Source organism: Gorillibacterium massiliense (assembly GCF_000455485.1).
Classification (GTDB): Bacteria; Bacillota; Bacilli; order Paenibacillales; family NBRC-103111; genus Gorillibacterium; species Gorillibacterium massiliense.
The window spans coordinates 1-18,037 of the sequence record NZ_CBQR020000031.1; the positions used below are offsets into that span (position 1 = coordinate 1).

Below are 18,037 nucleotides of genomic sequence, written 5' to 3' on the forward strand. Positions count from 1 at the left end.
AGCCCATCCCTTTGAAAATCCGACGGCGCTCACGAATCTGGTGCACATCGTCTGCATGATGCTGCTGCCTACTTCTCTCGTGTATGCCTTTGGCCTCATGATTAAAAACAAGAAGCAAGGCTGGGCTCTGTTCGCTGCCATGGGCTTCATCTTCCTAGTGATGCTGGCTACGGTGTTCGCGGCCGAATATAAAGGAGTGCCCGCCGCCCAAGCGCTTGGTATCCACGGAAACATGGAGGGCAAAGAGGTACGTCTCGGCGTCGCTCAGTCCGCTTTGTTCACCACCGTAACAACCGCAGCGACCACCGGCTCCGTTGACAATATGCACGAATCGCTGACACCTCTCGGAGGTTTTGTACCCCTTTTCGAGATGATGCTCAACAACGTCTTTGGTGGTAAAGGCGTCGGTCTTCTCAACGGAATCTTGTATTTGATCCTTTCCGTCTTCATCTGCGGACTTATGGTGGGACGGACGCCGGAATTTCTTGGGAAGAAAATCGAAGGTAAGGAAATCAAGCTGGCTTCCATTGCCCTATTGATCCATCCGACTATCATCCTAGCCGGGACGGCGTTAGCCCTTGCCAACCCCGCAGCTGTGTCCTCCATATCGAACGGAGGCTTGCATGGAATTACCGAGGTTCTGTATGCCTACACATCTGGAGCGGCAAATAATGGGTCCGCCTTCGCCGGACTTAATGCCAACACGGATTTTTACAATATCAGCATCGGACTGGTCATGCTCTTCGGCCGCTATTTCTCGATCATTGCCATGCTGGCAGTGGCAGGCTCTCTTGCGGTGAAGCGGACGGTTCCCGTTACGACGGGCACCTTACGGACGAACACGCCGCTATTCACAGGGATTCTGGTGATGATTATTCTCGTCATCGGCGCACTGACCTTTTTCCCAGCCTTGTCGCTGGGGCCGATCGCAGAACATTTGGGTATGGTGCATTAATACGAGCGCATGGAGCGTTAGGAGGAAACACGAATGTCGACCGTTAGAAAAAAGACTTTGACGAAAGCGATCGTCATCCAAGCGATGGCAGACGCATTCAAAAAATTAAACCCGGCGCTAATGATAAAAAATCCGGTTATGTTCGTTGTCGAAGCAGGCACCGTTATCACGCTGCTGCTGGCCATATACCCCGATCTGTTTGCCAAGAGCGGAGTTAGCCGGGGATACAACATCGCGATATTCGGTATATTGTTTTTCACGCTGCTGTTCGCCAATTTTGCGGAAGCCTTGGCTGAAGGCCGGGGGAAAGCCCAAGCCGATACGCTGCGGAAGACGAAGTCCGATACCCCGGCAAAGCTGGTGCAAAAGGATGGGACGCTGAAAACCGTGTCCTCGACGACCCTCCGAAAGGGTGACATTGTCCGCGTAGACGCCGGAGATGTGATTCCGACGGACGGCGAGATCATCGAGGGGCTGGCTTCCATTGACGAATCGGCGATTACCGGTGAATCGGCACCGGTGATCAAGGAGGCAGGTGGCGATTTCTCCTCCGTTACCGGGGGCACGAGGGTGGCATCGGATTACATTGTCGTGAAGGTGATGACCGATCCGGGAGAATCGTTTCTGGATCGGATGATCGCCCTGGTAGAAGGGGCAAAACGGCAAAAAACGCCCAACGAAATTGCCTTGACCACGTTGCTCGCCGTATTGACGCTTATTTTTCTCATTGTAATTATAACCATGGTGCCATTAGCTAGTTATTTAGGCATCAATCTCGACGTAACAATGCTCATAGCCTTGCTGGTCTGCCTCATTCCCACTACCATAGGCGGATTATTATCCGCCATCGGCATCGCGGGCATGGACCGGGTCACCCAGTTCAACGTGCTGGCCATGTCTGGAAAAGCGGTGGAGGCGGCCGGGGACATCGATACGTTGATCCTGGATAAAACCGGTACGATCACCTACGGCAACCGGATGGCGGCGGAATTCATTCCTGTAGCGGGAGCCGCTCCCCAAGAGATCGCCTTTGCATCGTTGCAGGCTTCGGTTATGGACGAAACGCCTGAAGGGCGTTCCATCGTCGAGCTGGCCAACCAGTTGGGCGCGAAATGGCAGGAGGAAGCATATAAGGACGCGGTACCCGTCGAGTTTACGGCGGAAAGCCGCATGTCCGGTCTGGATTTGGCCGGGGGATCGGCTATCCGCAAAGGCGCCGTTGACGCCATCAAGAAGTATGTGGCGGCTAAAGGGGCGAGCATCCCCGCAGAGCTTACGGAGGTGACGAACCGCATCGCCAAAGCGGGAGGCACTCCTCTGGCGGTAGCGGTGGATGAGCGCATCATCGGCGTTATCTATTTGAAGGATACGGTGAAGCCCGGCTTGAAGGAACGTTTTGCCGAGCTTCGGTCGATGGGGATCAAAACGATCATGTGTACCGGCGACAATCCGCTCACGGCGGCGACCATCGCCCTGGAAGCCGGGGTGGACGATTTCATAGCCGAAGCGAAGCCTGAAGATAAAATTTCCGCCATCAAAAAAGAGCAGCAGGAAGGCAAGCTGGTGGCGATGACCGGGGACGGTACCAACGACGTTCCCGCATTGGCCCAGGCGGACGTAGGGTTGGCGATGAACTCCGGTACCATGGCTGCCAAGGAAGCAGCCAATATGGTCGATTTGGACTCTGACCCGACCAAGCTGCTCTCCGTCGTCGCCATTGGCAAGCAGCTGCTCATTACCCGCGGCGCGCTGACGACCTTTCCTATCGCCAACGACATCGCCAAATATTTTGCCATTATCCCGGCGCTGTTTATCGCGGCTTACCCGCAACTGCAAGATTTGAACATCATGCACCTGGCAACGCCGAAATCGGCAATTTTGTCCGCGCTTATCTTCAATGCGGTGATTATTCCGCTGCTGATCCCCATCGCCATGAAAGGCGTGAAGTATCGCACGATGACAGCGGACAAAATGTTGACCCGCAACGTGCTGGTTTACGGGCTTGGCGGCGTGATCGTTCCGTTCATCGGGATCAAGGTCATTGACTGGATCTTGCAGGGTTTGCATTTGATATCCTAGGAATGGAGATAAATCGATGAAAATGTTAGGGAATGCCATACGAGTGTCCATTGTGTTGATGCTGATATGCGGATTTATCTACCCCATGGTGACGACCGGTTTCGCCCAGGTGCTTATGCACAAGCAGGCAAACGGCAGCTTGATCAAAACAGAGAACGGGATCGCCGGCTCTTCGCTCATCGCGCAGCAGGTCGAATCTCCGAAGCTGTTTCACCCGCGGGCATCGGCAGCCAAGTATGATCCGACCGCTTCCGCCGGCTCCAATCAGGCGGTTGCATCCGAGGATTACGCCTCCAACCTGGCGAAGAATGTAGAGGCGGTGAAGCAAGACAATCCCGGAATGACGGATGTGCCCGCCGATCTTGTCACCGGCTCCGGATCGGGTCTGGACCCTGACTTATCCCCCGCGGCAGCCAAGGCACAGGCGCCTCGCATCAGCCGGGAAACGGGAATCAGCGAGGAGGAGCTGGATCGGTTGATTGACAACAATACCAAAAAGCGTCAATTAGGGATATTCGGCGAGCCGCATGTCAACGTGACGGAGTTGAACATGGATTTGCTGAAGCTTTTGAAATAAGGGTGGCAGCGCCGCTCCCAAGGTTATGGGGGTGGCTTTTGCCGTTTTTTGCAAGGGAAGGGGAGCATCGTCTTGAATCAATTCAGGAGGAAGACGCCGGAAGAAATTTTGTCCTCGATCACGAAGCTTCAGATGGGCAAGCTCAAAGTGTATATCGGGCCGATAAGCGGCTCTGGCAAAACGTATCATATGTTGCGGGAGGGACAGTCTTTAAAGGAGCAAGGCATCGACGTGGTCATCTGTGCCGTCTCCACTCTCCAGCGGCCGGAGACCGTGGACCAGCTTGGCGATTTGGAGCGTATCCCCAGTGTCCATTGGTGGAAAAACGGGCAGGAGAAAAAAGATTTGAATTTGAACGCGCTAGTGGAACGAAACCCGGAAGTGGTCCTGGTTGACGGGCTGGCCCACCGCAACCGGAAAGGCGCCAAATTCGCCACGAGGCTGGATGATATCCGCTATTTATTGAACCGCGGCATCAGCGTTATCACATCGGTCAACGTATACGAGCTGGAAGTCTACCGGGAGATGGCCCAAAAGCTGACGGGCATTGCAGCCGAGGAAACGGTGCCGGTGGATGCCTTGGAGTCGGCTGATGAAGTTGTTCTTTTGGATGTCACTCCGGAAATGATCTTGAAGCGGCTGGAAGAGGGGCATATCAAGCGGGTTAAGGACCCATCCTTGTTCCGGCGGGGAAATATAGCGGTTTTGCGGGAGCTGGCGCTGCGGCTGGTGGCGGAGGACGTGAACCACTCTTTGGAGGAGCACCGGGAGGAAATGGGGTATAAAGGTTCCTCCGGCGCCTCCGAAAGGATTCTTGTATCCACCCAGTATAACTGGAACGGGTCCATCTACGTGCGGCGGGGGCAGCAAATCGCCAAACGCTTGAATGGGGAGCTTATGGTCGTCACTTTTCGCAACAAGCGTAATGCACTTTCCAAGGAAGCGGCCGCCTTCCGGCGGAGTATGATGAAGCTGGTGGATAAAGTTCAAGGCACCTTCGAAGAGCTTCCTTTTTTCAGTCGGCGGGCTATCGCCTCTACGTTGATCCGTTATGCAGTTGAGCATAACGTGACAAGGGTGGTTATGGGCCATTCTCGGCATACCCGGCTGCAGGAGCTTTGGCAGGGATCGGTCGTCAATAAACTGTTGAAGGAAATCCGCAACATGGATGTGTTTCTCATCGCCGACAGGGCCGAATCGGAAGGAGAGCGAATCTTGCCCGCTCAGTTGGAAAACGCAGAAAAGCCTATTTACCACCGGCTGAGCGAGGAAGAGGTTGCGGAAGAAGCGGATAAGATCAAACGGGGTCGCTTCAAGGTGATCATCGGAGCGGCACCCGGCGTAGGCAAAACGTTTACGATGCTGCGAGAGGGCAACGATCTGTACAAAGAAGGAATCGATGTGGCAGTCGGGCTGTTGGAAACCCACGGCCGGCAGGAAACGGCCGCCCAAATCCGCGATCTGAAGATTCTCCCTCGGCGAAAGATTGTATACCAAAACACTGAGCTTACGGAGTTGGACACCGAGGCGATCTTGAAAACCCGTCCCGAGGTTGTGTTGGTGGATGAACTTGCCCATACCAACGTGCCTGGAAGCCCGCATAAAAAACGGTACGAGGATGTATTGGACATTCTGGACGCGGGTATATCGGTGATTACCACCGTTAATGTCCAACACTTGGAGAGCTTGAACGACGCCGTGGAACAGATTACCGGCATCCGCGTCCGGGAAACGGTGCCGGACAGCATCCTCCGGATGGCGGATGAGGTGCAGCTGATCGATGTGTCTCCCGAAGCGCTGCGCAATCGGATGCAGGAAGGGAAGATTTATGCCCAGGCCAAGGTGGAGCAGGCGCTCGGTAACTTTTTCAAGACGGGCAATCTCATTGCTTTGCGTGAACTGGCGCTGCGCGAGCTTGCCGATGACGTCGACGAGAGGCTGGAGTCGCTGGAACGAACCAACTCTCTGCGCGGTCCCTGGAGACGCAAGGAAGTGATTTTTATCTGCGTAAACGCCACTCCCCACGCCGAACGTCTTATCCGCCGCGGCTTCCGCACGGCCTATCGCTTGAAAGCGGATTGGTATGTTAACTATGTTCGTGTCGGCAACACGCTGTCCGCGGAAGAAAGAACGCGTCTTGAAGCTTTAGAAAGGTTGACTGCCCGATTGGGAGGCTCCTTTCATGTCTATGATTGCGGTGATCGGAAACGCATTCCAGCTCTGCTCGCTGAAAAAGCAAAGGAGCGGGAAGCGACGCAGCTGGTGCTGGGCCAATCCCGGCTCTCCTTGTGGACTCAGCTATGGAAAGGCTCGGTGGTTACCAAGCTGATCCGCCTTTCCCGCTCCATGGATGTGCTGATCGTAGCGGATTACGATCCGCAGGCTTAATCCGTTGAGTTTTCCTTCATTCGTGTATAATGAAAGCATGACGAAGACTAATAAGAGATCATGGCCAGGAAGTGAATCAAGATGAGTAAAGAAGCGGGCCAACGCGGTTCGATCACCGTATTTCTCGGCGCGGCGCCGGGAGCGGGAAAGACGTTCGCGATGTTGGCTGCGGCGAGGCATATGCGTGAAGAGGGCAAAGAGGTTGCCGTCGGCTGGCTGGAAGCGGAGGGGTATCCGGAGACGGAGCAGCTAGCAGAACTCTACGATTTTGAAAGGATTCCGCCTGTCAACGCCAAGAACAAGGGGCAAGCTGGCGGAGAAATGGATACCGACGCCATCATTCGGAGACATCCCGATGTAGTTCTCGTAGACTGTCTTGAGCATGTCAATGCGCCGGGCTCGTGGCGGGCAAAAAGGTATCTCGAAGTATCTGCCATTTTAGCTGCGGGAATCGATGTGTACACGACCCTGAACATTCAGCACGTCGAAGGCTTGAATGATTTGGTACAGCAGATTCTCGAGAAAAAAGTCCGGGACACCGTTCCGGATGGATTCCTGGAGCTGGTCGACCGGTTTCAGTTGGTGGATTGTCCCGCTGAAGTGCTGATCGAGCGTTATCGAGCAACCGCGCCGGACCGGGAAACCGGAAGAAAACTGGATTCCTTTTTCCGCATCGGAAATCTCAATGCTTTACGGGAAATGGCGCTGCGGTTTACCGCACGGCAGGTGGACAGCCACCTGGAACATTACATGCAGGCCAAAGCTATCGCTGGCCCATGGCCCGTTTCGGAAAAAGTGATGGTATGTATCAGCGCAAGCCCTTTTTCCGTCCAACTGCTGCGCAAAGCCCGGCAAATGGCCGCTAGCATGAAGGCCGAGTGGATCGCGGTACATGTACTCCATCCCGACGGGCTTCCCAAAAGTGAGGAAGAGATGAATGGACTATCGCGGAATCTGCTCCTTGCCGAAGAGATGGGGGCAGAGGTTCTGTCCATCACTGGGGAACGGGTAGCGGATGAACTGCTGAACTTGGCCAGGAGCCGCAACATCAAGACGATCTTGATGGGCAAAAGCCGCCGAAGCCGGTTAATGGCCCGGCTTCACCCTTCCGTCGTGGAACAGGTGATCCGCAAAAGTGATGGGATCAGCGTCCACGTCATCTCCGAAAAAAGTGACGCACCAATGCCGAAAGAAAAGGTTGCTCCCCGGCTGGGGACGGCCAAGTTGCCTTATTTGTGGGTGACGCTGTTCGTCCTTCTGCTGACCGTGATTTTCCGTTATGCGGGATTCACGACGGAATCGGTGAACGTCGCCCTCATGTATCTGTTTCCCGTGCTCATCGCCGCGGTATTTTGGGGGATCGGCCCATCCATATATGCGGCGGGAATGGGGGTCTTGATTTTTGATTTTTTCTTCATTCCGCCGATCTTGAGCATCTCGGTAGCGGATCTGCAATATTTCATCTCTCTATCGGTATATCTCGCTGTGGCGATTTGACGGCCAGCTTGGCATCCCGGCTGCGCCGACAACTGAATCTGACCAAGCAGCGGGAAGCAAGCACGTCGATGCTGTACGCCATCAGCCGGCAGATGACCGCCGTTTCGGATCTGCGCACTCTTTTCGACAGCATCACCAGGCAAGTAGCCAATGTCATTCATACCCAAGTGATTCTTTACTTGCCCAATGACAAAAACGAACTGGAATTGACCGCTCCTTCTTCTTGGGGAGAGCGGGATTCGGAGCGGACCATCGCCAGATGGGTCTATCAGATGGGAGAAGCTGCAGGCAGAGGCACCCATACCTTGGGAAGTTCATCCGGCCTCTTCGTTCCACTGCGCACCGAAGACAACGTATACGGTGTCATGGCCGTTCACTTGGAAAAGCTGGATGAGGAGGTTGCCCAGGAAAGCCTGCGCTTCCTGCATGCATTAGGCAGTTTGGCCGCCGTTGCCATCGCCCGGGTCAAATTAAGTGAGGAAGCGAAGCTTGCCCAACTACCTGCGGATTCCGAAAAGCTGAGAACTTCTTTGCTAGATTCGGTGTCCCACGAGCTGCGAACGCCTCTTGCGACGATCATCGGTTCCGTTACCGCTCTCGCGGAAGGGGAAGGCATTTTCAGCTCAGAGGACCGCCTGGAGCTTCTTGCCACAATCCAGGACGGGGCGATGCGCATGAACCGGTTGGTCAATAACCTTCTCGGGATGGCCAAACTGGAAAGCGGAATGCTGCGTCTGAACAAGCGCTGGTGCGATACCGAGGACATTATCGGCGTCGTTCTGGCCCAGGTCAAAGAGTTCCAGCAGCACCGTACAATTCGGGTGAATGTTCCGGAAGACGCCGCCTATCTTTATGGAGACGAGGTCTTGTTGGAACAAGCTTTGGTGAATGTTGTCAGCAATGCAATCAAATATTCGTCGGACCATAGCGTCATTGAGATCTCCGCGCTCCGAACCGACTCGTATTTGTCCATTCGGGTGGCGGACTCCGGTTTTGGACTTTCCGAGGAGGATCGCGAGCGCATATTCGAGAAATTTTACCGCGCCGGCGCAGCGGGTTCGATTACCGGAACGGGACTCGGCTTAGCCATCGGCAAAGGAATTATGGAGCTGCACGGCGGCGATATCTCGGTAGAGCCTAATGGAGAGAAAGGGTCTGTCTTTACGCTGACTCTTCTGCAGGAAGAAACATTGCCGGATGACTTTATCCATTCATCCCCAGGAGGGTTCCAATCGACATGACAACAACAAAAGGCGCCCGCATCCTCATCGTGGATGACGAGCCGCAAATTCGCAAACTGCTTAAGGTATCCCTACAGGCTCATCATTTCGATATCAGCGAAGCGTCTACTGGCGAAGAGGGGATATATCAAGCCACCGTGACTCAGCCGGATTTGATCGTCCTGGATTTGGGTTTGACCGATATGTCCGGTATGACCGTGCTGGAGCGCATCCGGGAATGGTCGCCGGTTCCGGTTATCGTACTCACGGCAAAAGATCGCGAAGAGGACAAAATCGCAGCGCTGGACAGCGGGGCCGATGATTACGTGACGAAGCCCTTTGGCATGGGGGAACTGCTTGCCCGCATACGCGTCGCTTTGCGACATGTGGCCAAAACCCCAACGGAACCGGTCCTTCATTTCGGTGAATTGACTCTTGATTTGGCGCAGCGAGCCGTGGAAATAGACGGAAGCCGGATTCACTTAACCCCGACGGAGTACGATCTTTTAAAGACCCTCGCCGTCAACGCCGGCAAAGTCGTTACCCAAAAGCAACTGCTGCAAACCGTGTGGGGCGGACAGGTTCATCAATCGGATAGCCATTATTTGCGCATTTACATTGGACATTTGCGGAAAAAGCTGGAGCAAGATCCGACAAGACCGCAGTTCATCATGACGGAGCCGGGCATCGGTTATCGCTTTTATCTTCCCGACCCGCAATAAAAAAGTTCCGCTCGCAAACGCAGAGCGGAACTTTTTAATATGAAATCACGATGATACCGCTTCGACTTGAGACAATCTGCGCTTCTTGCCGATGGCAAGAAGGATGCGGTAAACGAAATCGGCCAGCAGGATGCCGCTGACGACGTCTAAGATGGCATGCTGCTTGATGAATAAAGTAGCAAGAATAATAGCGGTAGACATGCCGTAGATCAGGATCTGGTTGGTCAGGTTCTTGAAATTGCTCTTATACAAGGCTTTCATCACCATGTAGCTGGAGAAGACATGAATGCTGGGAAAGCAGTTGTAGGGTTCGTCGCGGTTATAGATAAATTGCAGCACCCAAGTTATCGGATCGTTGCCTGTTATCTCCGGCCGCGGCACGGTCGTTTGAAAAACAAGGTAAACACTGTAGCAGATGAGTGCGCTTATTGTATAGGTTATCAGTGACCTGCGGTAGACGGCGGGATCTTTAAAAAAGAAGTACACCAAGCAAACATAAATGTAAAAAATCCAAACCGAATATGGCAACGCAAACACTTTTATTACTGGAATCGCTCGATCCAGGTCTGTCATCAGGCTGTAACTCTTTTGATAGCCACGGTGATTGATCCAGGCATATATCCATCCCAGCACCGGGAAGATCAACATGCCAAGTAAAGGCATAAAGCGTTTAAAGCGTTTCATGATTTTGTTTCCCCCTCGAGAAAACGGATATGCATGATAAAATGTTTTCCCGCAACCTATTCATAATAAGACTTTGTAAAGGGGGATGCAAGCATGAAATTTAATGGAATTTTAATATTGGCGGGGGTCTCTGCCTTTTCCATAAAAGGAATTATTTCTTTACGGCTTTCGGAGACAAACCTTATAATGGAATAAATATACATATCATCCGTTTGGAGTGTGTGTTGCATGATTCGTACCCATATGGCTGGGAAACGGTTAGCCGGAACGCTCGCTTTGGCAAGTCTCGTGTTTCTGTCCGCAGAAGGAACGGCGGCCTTTGCGTCGGGAGGAGAAACAAACCAGGAAAACCAACGGGAAACGGACTTCGTCGTGATTTCCTCAGTGGGGACTCGAATCGCGGCCGAAGAGGTTACATCCGGGTATCGCGACTTTTCCGGGAAGGAAGACATTCCTGCGGCTCTCGATTATCATGGAGAGAAGGGAAGGCATGGCACACTGCAAAGGAAGAAGATCGACAACTATTCCTGGGGCGCCCGGGTGTATTTCAAAGGGATCACCACCAGTACGGCAGGGGCGGTTAAGCAAAAGTGGTTTACTTTACCGAAAACCTACAATTCGAAGGATGAGATACCTACGGTGATCACGTACAACGATCCCAAGGGAGGCCAAGAATCTCTAACCCGAACGAACATTTTTCCCTATGGCGATGGATACCGCGTATATTATGAGGGAGCCGTTTTGAAGTAAGGCATTATATGCAGATAGGGCTATACAGCTCAATCTGCTTTTTTATTGACTGGATGCGGAACAGGTGCTATACGGGTATAATCGATCAAAAGGGGGAGCGAGGAAATGAAGCTTACAAAAGCATGGATCGATCTGGAAAACAGTGAGGTACGGAAAAATTTGCGTCCTTATAATATTGCGAAGGCAGAGGAAGCTCAAGCAGTGGATGTTCTTTTGGATAGCGTAGGCACCATCGAAATTACGCTGCTGAACGACGAGGACGAAGTGATGGGGGGTGTCACCGCTACCATTTCATGGCGGAAAATGTACGTCAATTTTCTGTGGGTGCATGAATCGCTGCGCGGGCAAGACAAAGGCTCCGAGCTTTTGGCCAAAGCGGAGGAAGTGGCGCGTGAACATAAATGTCGCTATGTGACGCTGGATACCTTCAGCTTCCAAGCCCCTGGTTTTTACAAAAAGATGGGCTATACCGTATACGGCGTTTTGGAGGATTCTCCATACGATGGCGCGACCCAGTATTTTCTCAAAAAAAGCTTGCGTTAAGAAACGAAATCTCACTGGCTCCGTATGAAATGACTTGGACGATAAAACGATAAGACTGTCGTTTGTCGTTATCATTTTCGCTAATCCGGTGAGGAGAGACAGCAATGAACCAGGAATACAAAACCGAGCACATGCGCGAGCTCGCCCGATTTATGATGACCTACAAATTCGCTCTCGATGAGATCGAGACGAAGATCAACATTTTACAGCAGGAGTTTCAATTTCTGCATGACTACATGCCCATCGAGCATATCAAAACCCGGTTGAAATCACCGGATAGCATCATTAAGAAAGCAATCCGCAAAAACCTGGAGCTTTCGATTCCTTCGCTCAAGAAGGCGATTCAGGATATAGCCGGAGTACGCATAACCTGTTCGTTTTTATCAGACATTTATCCGCTTAGGGACATGCTGGTCAACCAGGAAGATATTCGACTTATCCAAGAGAAGGATTACATCAAGAATCCCAAGCCAAACGGCTACCAGAGCCTTCACTTGATCTTGGAAGTTCCCGTTTTTATGTCGGACAGGCAGGAGAACGTATGCGTCGAAGTTCAGATTCGGACGATCGCGATGGATTTTTGGGCGAGCTTGGAGCATAAGATCTTTTACAAATACAATCAGGAGGTCCCGGAGCGGCTGCTTCTGGAATTGAAAAAAGCGGCGGATACAGCGGGCGCCTTGGATATCCATATGGCGGATCTGCATCGTGAAATCGGCGATATCAAAGAAGCCAGGGGCGATGATTTGAATACCATTGTCATCGACAATCAGACCGTTCATCTTCCTGAGCTTTTGATGAAAATGATGGAGTAGTCCAATTACGCATAGCTCCGGAAATCAAGGAGAGCCTATAGGAAAAAGGAAAAGGAGCATCATCATGGCGGAAAAATCGGTTCTGGCTTATTTCAACACTCCGGAGCAAGCCCAACAGGCGTTGGAGAAAATGAATAGCGAGTTTGCCCTGATCGATTCCTCGATTGACCGTTTCGACGGATATCCCGGTGAAGGTTATACCGCCGCTTACCCGGTTACCGGAAACATGCAAGGGCTCGGAGCGTTAACACTGGACGGAGCATTCGGGCGGGATTCCGGCATTCTTGCGGCTGCGAGTACAAGCGCCAGCGGCTTATCCTCCGGTGCCGCAGGCAATTATGTATCCGGGATGGATACATTATTGGTTGCCGTCGTTCAAGAAGAGAACAGGGACCGTGCCATGGAAATCGCTCAAGAATTCGGCGCGCTTTGAACGGTTACCGATCATATCGTTGAAAAAATACCCGGGATGCCGACGATCGGCAGCTTCCGGGTATTTTTTTGTGCGGCTTAATCCACCTGCAGTTTCATTCCTCCAGCCTATTTGAACTATGACAAATTTCACAGGAAACTGACATTCCACATTTGGTAAAATCTTGGTGGGCGAGCAGTTGGCCGTCATACCCGAAAGCAGAAGGAGATGAGCGAATGCCTGATAATGATTGGCGAAAATGGCCGATGATGTCGCCTTTAGGAGGCTTTTTGATCCAAACCACGTCGGAGCCGGGAAATTTTGAGGTGGTGATTGCCTGGCCTACCGGCGGATTGGCTCATTTCTGGCGTGACAACGATCACGATGCTTTCGAGTGGCACGGTCCAACTCTTTTTGGCAGCGTCGATTATTTGGGGGCAACGGTTATCGAATCACATTACCGCGCGTATGGGGATAAGTCTCTTGGCAATTTAGAGCTGGCGGCATGAAGGCGGTATCAGTAAGGCTTTGATCTTTATTGGCGGGATGAACACATGGCCTGGCATGGACCGCTGCTGTTGGCGTGCCTTATGCGGATTCCAGTAGCGCTAGCGGCGGAGTTTCGGGTCTATCCCGCATACCCGGCAGCATGGAGGTGTGGTGGATCGGGGCAAATGGCTCCGTGCAGGATGCTTACTGGTACGAAGGTGCCGACTGGCAACGGTTTGAGCTGGCCCCGGCCGGTTCGGCGGCGACGAAAGGTGTGACGTTAAGAGTGCCGAGCCAATGGAGCCGGTTACCAATTTGATCAACCCATTCCAGAACCTAAGAAGATAAGGAGATGAACGGCCAATGCAAAATGGTTTCAAAACAAGTCGTTTAGACATCGTGCCTTTTCAGTTGGGTGACTCAATTTTCGAATCGGAAAGACTTGCTCCCGCCGGCGGCTACCTTCCCGTCCGTGCAAACAGCGGTAACGAGGACCTTGATTCCGGCTTCCTGAAGCCGGACAAAGACGAATTCAAATGGCTCAGCAAAGGTTTGAAGTTTCTCAAATACAGTGAAGCCGAAGCGGAAGAAATGTACAATCTCATCGGCGGAGCCATCAAACTGGCATCCAGCATCGTCAGCATCATTGGGGCGGTTAGCACCGTGGCCGATCTGGCGCAGAAACTGGGGTTATTCGGACCGGCGGAAAAATCGACGGACGAGCGGTTGAAAGAGATCGGGGCGCGGATCGAGCAAATCTATGGCTATCTTTCCAACGAGAACAGGAGAGGCTTGTACAACGAGGCTCTGGGGTGGCGCGTTGCCACCGATATGGCCCACGCCAAGGCGTGGAACGTGCGGGTTTCCCGTTCACCGGAAAATTTGCGGGAATTAAACGAGCGGGCCAATGAGCTTGACCGCTCCATCTTGCTGATGCTGGACCCGGGAAAAGCGAACATCGCCTTTTTGAAGAGCGTCTATGGATACGCTCCCAACACCCGGCACTGGATCGATGCGGCGGGAACGTCCTGTCTCGTACGAGCGGATGGCGCTCCTTTACCGGCTTATGGATCCCAGGAGCTGTCATCCGACATTTGGGATGCGGGACACTATAATGACGTCCTGTTATCCGCTTTGAAAGAACGTTTGATTATCGCCACCGCCATGGAGCCTGCTTACCGTTCCACCGGTTACGACCGTGCGGTGTTGGCGGACATTGCGGAAAAGCTGCGCTTATTCATCGCCAAGTGGCGTTCCTCTATTCTCGTAGCTGTGCCGTCGGCGGGAATAACCGGAGGCGGCGAGCTTTACAATCCTTTTGATGACCCCGATTATGCGGCTAACGGCATTCTCATCGGCGCCGTCGATCCGGTGACGGGAATCTCTTCCTTGGAAATTTTCAGCGGCTTTCAAATCGAGTATTCCCGTACATCCATGCCCTGGTCCGCTTGGGGCGGCGTTTGGGATACTTCGAAAGCGGTCGATCCAGAGAAAGCATTGAAGGCGGCGACCGACGCCCATACAGCATTGGTGGATTCCGTCATCCGGGCAAGCGGCATCGCTCAATTGACCGATCTCCAAAAGCAGTTCCGCTCTGCCGCATCTCTTCCCTCCAAATCTCAATTCGTCGATTTGCCGGACGCCCGTTTTAGATACGCGCTGATTCTGCCTTACATGGTCAGAGGAGGGGGTGGAACCGAGGAGACCATCGATCTCGGCAGTCTTAAAACCTTTTCCGGGAACCCGAATAAAACCTATCCCGCTACCAGATACCACCGGTTGATGGAGAAAACCTTCCGCTTCCGCATGGCCCGTAGAGCCGAATGGTCCCGGGTACAGCTTGGCTATCGGTTGCGCATCGCCGGTTTGGATATCGAGCTTTGTCCGTTCTCTACCCGGCCGGCGGAAGGATTCCCGTCAACGCCTTTTCCTACGGGGCCAATAGAGAACGTTCACCAATTTGCGACGGACGTTTTCGACTGCTGCCAAACCCGTCCGTTCAGCGCCAGCGACGAAGACCGATTTGAACGGGAGGGAGAGGACGGCGAACGGGTCTTCCACAACCTGCGCAAAGGTTCTGCCAAAATCCAAATAACCGTTCAATTTGAGCCGCTTTATCAGGGAGCAAGCGAAGCTCATGCCGGAGAAGCCATCGTCAAAATCCGAAATCTTGAACCGGAAGCATTTCCTGATTCCTTTATCATAGAAGCCGTAGTGTTCGAGACTATCGTCGATTCGAACGGTCAGCCCGACATGTTTCCCGCTGATTCTATCACGATTCACATGACGCCGAGCTATCTAATCGTCGGCCAAGACTTTATGAACGATAGGCAAAAAGCGATTGAACATATGATCCGGACCGTTAAAGGGATCAACGACAAGTTTTCCATGGAGCAGTTGACGCCGGAATCCTTCAAGCCTTCTCCGGACCCGGCCTGGAAAACCCTCCGCCGCGCTCAAATCATCGAAAACAAAGCCGCTTTGGTCCAAGCCGCGCTGGCGGTGAAGCCGGATTTGGTGAAGGAAGAGATCAATTATTACCTTCCTCCCCAGTTGCGGTAGGCACGAGGCCTATTTTTACAACGGGTTGGGAGATTTCCCGCCGTAAAAGGGCGATTTCATGCTTGTAAGGAGCATCTTTATATTTTATTTTCCCGATCGAAGGCGTTTCCAGAAGCTTGGGCAAGGCGGCAAGCTGGGGATGATGGGCGATATAATCCAGCGCTTTGAGTCCGATGAAGCCGTGGCCGATGTTTTCGTGCCGGTCCTTGCCCGAGCCCCGTTCGTTTTTCGAATCGTTGAGGTGAACGACCTTGAGCTTGTCTAGACCGATGATCCGGTCAAATTCGGCCAAAACGCCGTCGAAATCTTCTACAATGTTATAACCGGCGTCGTGAATATGGCATGTATCCAAACATACGGATAACCGGTCGTTGTTGCTTACGCCATCGATGATGGCGGCGATTTCTTCGAAGCGGCGGCCGATTTCCGATCCTTTGCCCGCCATCGTCTCCAGCGAAACTTGGACGTTACGTTTTTCCGACAACGCTTCGTTTAAGCCTTCTATGATCTTATGGATTCCCGCTTTTGGCCCGGCTCCGATATGGGATCCAGGATGAAGCACCAGCTGCCCGGACCCGAGAGCCTCGGTGCGTTCGATTTCATCACGAAGGAAATCGACGCTGTGGGCGAAAACTTGCGGGTTCACAGTGTTGGCCAAATTGATGAGAAAAGGGGCGTGTACGACGATATTGGAGATACCGTGCCGTTTCATATGGTCATGACCGGCTGCGATATTGTACGCTTCGATGGGTTTACGGCGGGAGTTTTGGGGAGCGCCGGTGTAGATCAAAAAAGTGGAGGCGTTATAGGAAGCTGCTTCCTCGCTTGCTTGCAGCAGCATTTTTTTACCGCCCATGGATACATGGGACCCGATCAGCATCATGCGATACCACCTAACCTTTCACAGCTCGTACCTGCTATTCTAACATCCGTTAGAGCGGGCAATCATTGGGCGATCGCTGGGAATGGCGGCATTTCGGCTGATTACCGGGGCTCCCGATAGATGCGGAACAACAGCACGTACAAAAAGGCGCTGACCAAGGCAAACAGGAGAATGAGTGTGAAGATTCCCATAGGCGGCACCCAGCTAGACAGGAAAACCGTTACCGGTGCGATGAATTTGCCGATGGTGTATTGCAGATTGTCGGCGCCCATGTACTGGCCGCGGGCATGCTCGGGAGCATAGTGGGCGATAAAGCTCTGGGTAACAGGAGTGCGGATCAATTCGCCGAAGGTGAAGACCGTGGTAGCGGCAAACAGGAACCAAACATTCGTGTGCAGGCCGAGGGCGAAGGTGCCAATACCGGACAAAAGGGAAGAAAGAACGAAGACGTTCCGGTCCTTCCAACTGCCGAAGATTTTCGTAACAGGAAGGATGAACAGAACAAAGAGCAGGCCGTTATAGCCCAGCAACCAGCCGAATATGCCTTTGCTCGAAAAATGGAAAAAGGAATCGCCATGCCAAGTAAACAAAGCTTGGGCAGGTACTTTGTTTATGACATAGACGGGAAAATAGAGATCAAGCTGCATGATCGCCACCAAGGCGAAAATGCCTGCTAATATGTAGACCAAAAATACTCGGTCGCGGAAAATGACGGCGTAGCCCTGCAGCTGCTCTTTGAAGACGCGGGCCACTCCGCTGGCTTTGTTTTCTTTCCGCTCCGTCCGGGGCATGGTTTCATGAACGATGAAAAAGATCGCGATAAAATACAGCAGCGTGACCAACGTACAGCTCCATAGCAGCTCGTGCCGGTAGTGGAAGAAAAATATCGCCCCGAGAGCCGGTCCAAGTACGGCTCCGATGTTGTTAGCCGTCACAAAGGTGGCGAAGATTTCCCGCCGTTCTTCCGGAGGGACCAGGTCGGCTACCATGGCCGAGCTTGCCGGACGATAGACGGCACCCCCCAGCCCAATGCCGATAAACGCTATGTAATCGAGCAAGTGGTAGCCTGACAAGGCAAACAGGGCAAAGGACGCCGCTTGAATCGCCGCACCTAGCAGCATGACAGGACGTCGGCCTATTCGGTCCGTCAGCGCCCCGCCCAGCAAGCTTCCCGCTAGGCTGAAGAGCGGGGGAACGGTCATCAGCAGACCCGCAACGTCGTTGCCTAACGCCTCGCCGAAATAGACGGCGATAAACGGAAAGTACATCCAAAACAGCATGTTAAACAGCGCTTCACCGATTAAGCGCACCTTTAAATTAGTATCCCAAGAGCGAATCTTCACAAATGACCTCCATGCGACTTCGTGCGATATTCCCACCAGCCGGGTATTCAAACTATAAACGAAAGTCCAATCAAAATATAGACTTATCATTCTGAGCCGTTAAAAATATGCTAGAAAA

At 52.8% G+C, this 18,037-nt stretch carries 17 protein-coding genes; 14 read left to right on the top strand and 3 right to left on the bottom strand.

The annotated features are described in order from the left end of the window. From kdpA to TJ79_RS03410, 7 genes are all read left to right on the top strand, one after another. On the top strand, window positions 1-955 hold a 955-nt coding region (gene kdpA / locus TJ79_RS03385), incomplete at its 5' end, for a potassium-transporting ATPase subunit KdpA (RefSeq protein ID WP_040948888.1). Between the two features lie 33 nt (window positions 956-988). Continuing rightward, complete coding sequence (gene kdpB, locus TJ79_RS03390; protein WP_040948889.1) at window positions 989-3,034, top strand: potassium-transporting ATPase subunit KdpB; 2,046 nt, start codon at window positions 989-991, stop codon at window positions 3,032-3,034. 16 nt (window positions 3,035-3,050) lie between these two features. Then, window positions 3,051-3,611 (top strand): potassium-transporting ATPase subunit KdpC, encoded by a 561-nt coding sequence (kdpC, locus tag TJ79_RS03395; RefSeq protein ID WP_040948890.1) that lies wholly within the window; start codon window positions 3,051-3,053, stop codon window positions 3,609-3,611. Window positions 3,612-3,683: 72 nt separating this feature from the next. Beyond that, window positions 3,684-5,999: a histidine kinase gene (locus TJ79_RS03400; RefSeq protein WP_040948891.1), complete on the top strand. Its 2,316-nt coding sequence runs from the start codon at window positions 3,684-3,686 to the stop codon at window positions 5,997-5,999. Window positions 6,000-6,080: 81 nt separating this feature from the next. Beyond that, entirely contained in the window at window positions 6,081-7,496 is a 1,416-nt protein-coding gene (locus tag TJ79_RS27030; RefSeq protein WP_155987755.1) for a sensor histidine kinase, read from the top strand. Then, the gene (locus TJ79_RS03405; RefSeq protein WP_155987756.1) at window positions 7,493-8,737 is read left to right on the top strand and encodes a sensor histidine kinase; all 1,245 of its coding nucleotides are present in this window, start codon (window positions 7,493-7,495) and stop codon (window positions 8,735-8,737) included. Before TJ79_RS27030 ends, TJ79_RS03405 begins: the two co-directional genes overlap by 4 nt. Then, window positions 8,734-9,438, top strand: a complete 705-nt coding sequence (locus TJ79_RS03410) for a response regulator (protein WP_040948892.1) — start codon at window positions 8,734-8,736, stop codon at window positions 9,436-9,438. The genes TJ79_RS03405 and TJ79_RS03410 overlap by 4 nt, the downstream gene beginning before the upstream one ends. A 45-nt stretch (window positions 9,439-9,483) precedes the next feature. Here the strand turns inward: TJ79_RS03410 and TJ79_RS03415 are convergent, their stop codons facing one another. Then, window positions 9,484-10,122, bottom strand: coding sequence for a phosphatase PAP2 family protein (locus TJ79_RS03415; RefSeq protein WP_040948893.1), 639 nt, complete (start codon window positions 10,120-10,122; stop codon window positions 9,484-9,486). Between the two features lie 228 nt (window positions 10,123-10,350). Here TJ79_RS03415 and TJ79_RS03420 point away from each other — a divergent pair, with 228 nt between their 5' ends. The 7 genes from TJ79_RS03420 (at window position 10,351) to TJ79_RS03450 (ending at window position 15,693) form a co-directional block, all read left to right on the top strand. Next, the gene (locus tag TJ79_RS03420; protein ID WP_040948894.1) at window positions 10,351-10,872 is read left to right on the top strand and encodes a hypothetical protein; all 522 of its coding nucleotides are present in this window, start codon (window positions 10,351-10,353) and stop codon (window positions 10,870-10,872) included. 105 nt (window positions 10,873-10,977) lie between these two features. Continuing rightward, window positions 10,978-11,415, top strand: coding sequence for a GNAT family N-acetyltransferase (locus TJ79_RS03425; RefSeq protein ID WP_040948895.1), 438 nt, complete (start codon window positions 10,978-10,980; stop codon window positions 11,413-11,415). Between the two features lie 104 nt (window positions 11,416-11,519). Then, window positions 11,520-12,230: a GTP pyrophosphokinase gene (locus TJ79_RS03430; RefSeq protein ID WP_040948896.1), complete on the top strand. Its 711-nt coding sequence runs from the start codon at window positions 11,520-11,522 to the stop codon at window positions 12,228-12,230. A gap of 64 nt (window positions 12,231-12,294) precedes the next feature. Further along, window positions 12,295-12,663, top strand: coding sequence for a hypothetical protein (locus TJ79_RS03435; RefSeq protein WP_040948897.1), 369 nt, complete (start codon window positions 12,295-12,297; stop codon window positions 12,661-12,663). Window positions 12,664-12,878: 215 nt separating this feature from the next. Next, the gene (locus TJ79_RS03440) at window positions 12,879-13,151 is read left to right on the top strand and encodes a hypothetical protein (protein ID WP_040948898.1); all 273 of its coding nucleotides are present in this window, start codon (window positions 12,879-12,881) and stop codon (window positions 13,149-13,151) included. 74 nt (window positions 13,152-13,225) lie between these two features. Beyond that, window positions 13,226-13,450: a hypothetical protein gene (locus tag TJ79_RS03445; protein WP_040948899.1), complete on the top strand. Its 225-nt coding sequence runs from the start codon at window positions 13,226-13,228 to the stop codon at window positions 13,448-13,450. A 92-nt stretch (window positions 13,451-13,542) separates the two neighbouring features. Beyond that, complete coding sequence (locus TJ79_RS03450; RefSeq protein ID WP_238322760.1) at window positions 13,543-15,693, top strand: hypothetical protein; 2,151 nt, start codon at window positions 13,543-13,545, stop codon at window positions 15,691-15,693. Here the strand turns inward: TJ79_RS03450 and TJ79_RS03455 are convergent. Next, a complete protein-coding gene (locus TJ79_RS03455; protein ID WP_052339217.1) occupies window positions 15,662-16,576 on the bottom strand; it encodes a deoxyribonuclease IV in 915 nt (304 codons plus the stop codon). The two genes, TJ79_RS03450 and TJ79_RS03455, sit on opposite strands and share 32 nt — an antisense overlap. A gap of 101 nt (window positions 16,577-16,677) precedes the next feature. After that, a complete protein-coding gene (locus TJ79_RS03460; protein ID WP_040948901.1) occupies window positions 16,678-17,919 on the bottom strand; it encodes an MDR family MFS transporter in 1,242 nt (413 codons plus the stop codon). Window positions 17,920-18,037: the final 118 nt, after the last annotated feature.

Bases quoted from the DNA above. Each gene is read 5' to 3' on its own strand.
- kdpB (WP_040948889.1), top strand. From the start codon at position 989: ATGTCGACCGTTAGAAAAAAGACTTTGACGAAAGCGATCGTCATCCAA.
- kdpC (WP_040948890.1), top strand. From the start codon at position 3,051: ATGAAAATGTTAGGGAATGCCATACGAGTGTCCATTGTGTTGATGCTG.
- TJ79_RS27030 (WP_155987755.1), top strand. From the start codon at position 6,081: ATGAGTAAAGAAGCGGGCCAACGCGGTTCGATCACCGTATTTCTCGGC.
- TJ79_RS03410 (WP_040948892.1), top strand. From the start codon at position 8,734: ATGACAACAACAAAAGGCGCCCGCATCCTCATCGTGGATGACGAGCCG.
- TJ79_RS03415 (WP_040948893.1), bottom strand. From the start codon at position 10,122: ATGAAACGCTTTAAACGCTTTATGCCTTTACTTGGCATGTTGATCTTC.
- TJ79_RS03420 (WP_040948894.1), top strand. From the start codon at position 10,351: ATGATTCGTACCCATATGGCTGGGAAACGGTTAGCCGGAACGCTCGCT.
- TJ79_RS03425 (WP_040948895.1), top strand. From the start codon at position 10,978: ATGAAGCTTACAAAAGCATGGATCGATCTGGAAAACAGTGAGGTACGG.
- TJ79_RS03430 (WP_040948896.1), top strand. From the start codon at position 11,520: ATGAACCAGGAATACAAAACCGAGCACATGCGCGAGCTCGCCCGATTT.
- TJ79_RS03435 (WP_040948897.1), top strand. From the start codon at position 12,295: ATGGCGGAAAAATCGGTTCTGGCTTATTTCAACACTCCGGAGCAAGCC.
- TJ79_RS03440 (WP_040948898.1), top strand. From the start codon at position 12,879: ATGCCTGATAATGATTGGCGAAAATGGCCGATGATGTCGCCTTTAGGA.
- TJ79_RS03455 (WP_052339217.1), bottom strand. From the start codon at position 16,576: ATGATGCTGATCGGGTCCCATGTATCCATGGGCGGTAAAAAAATGCTG.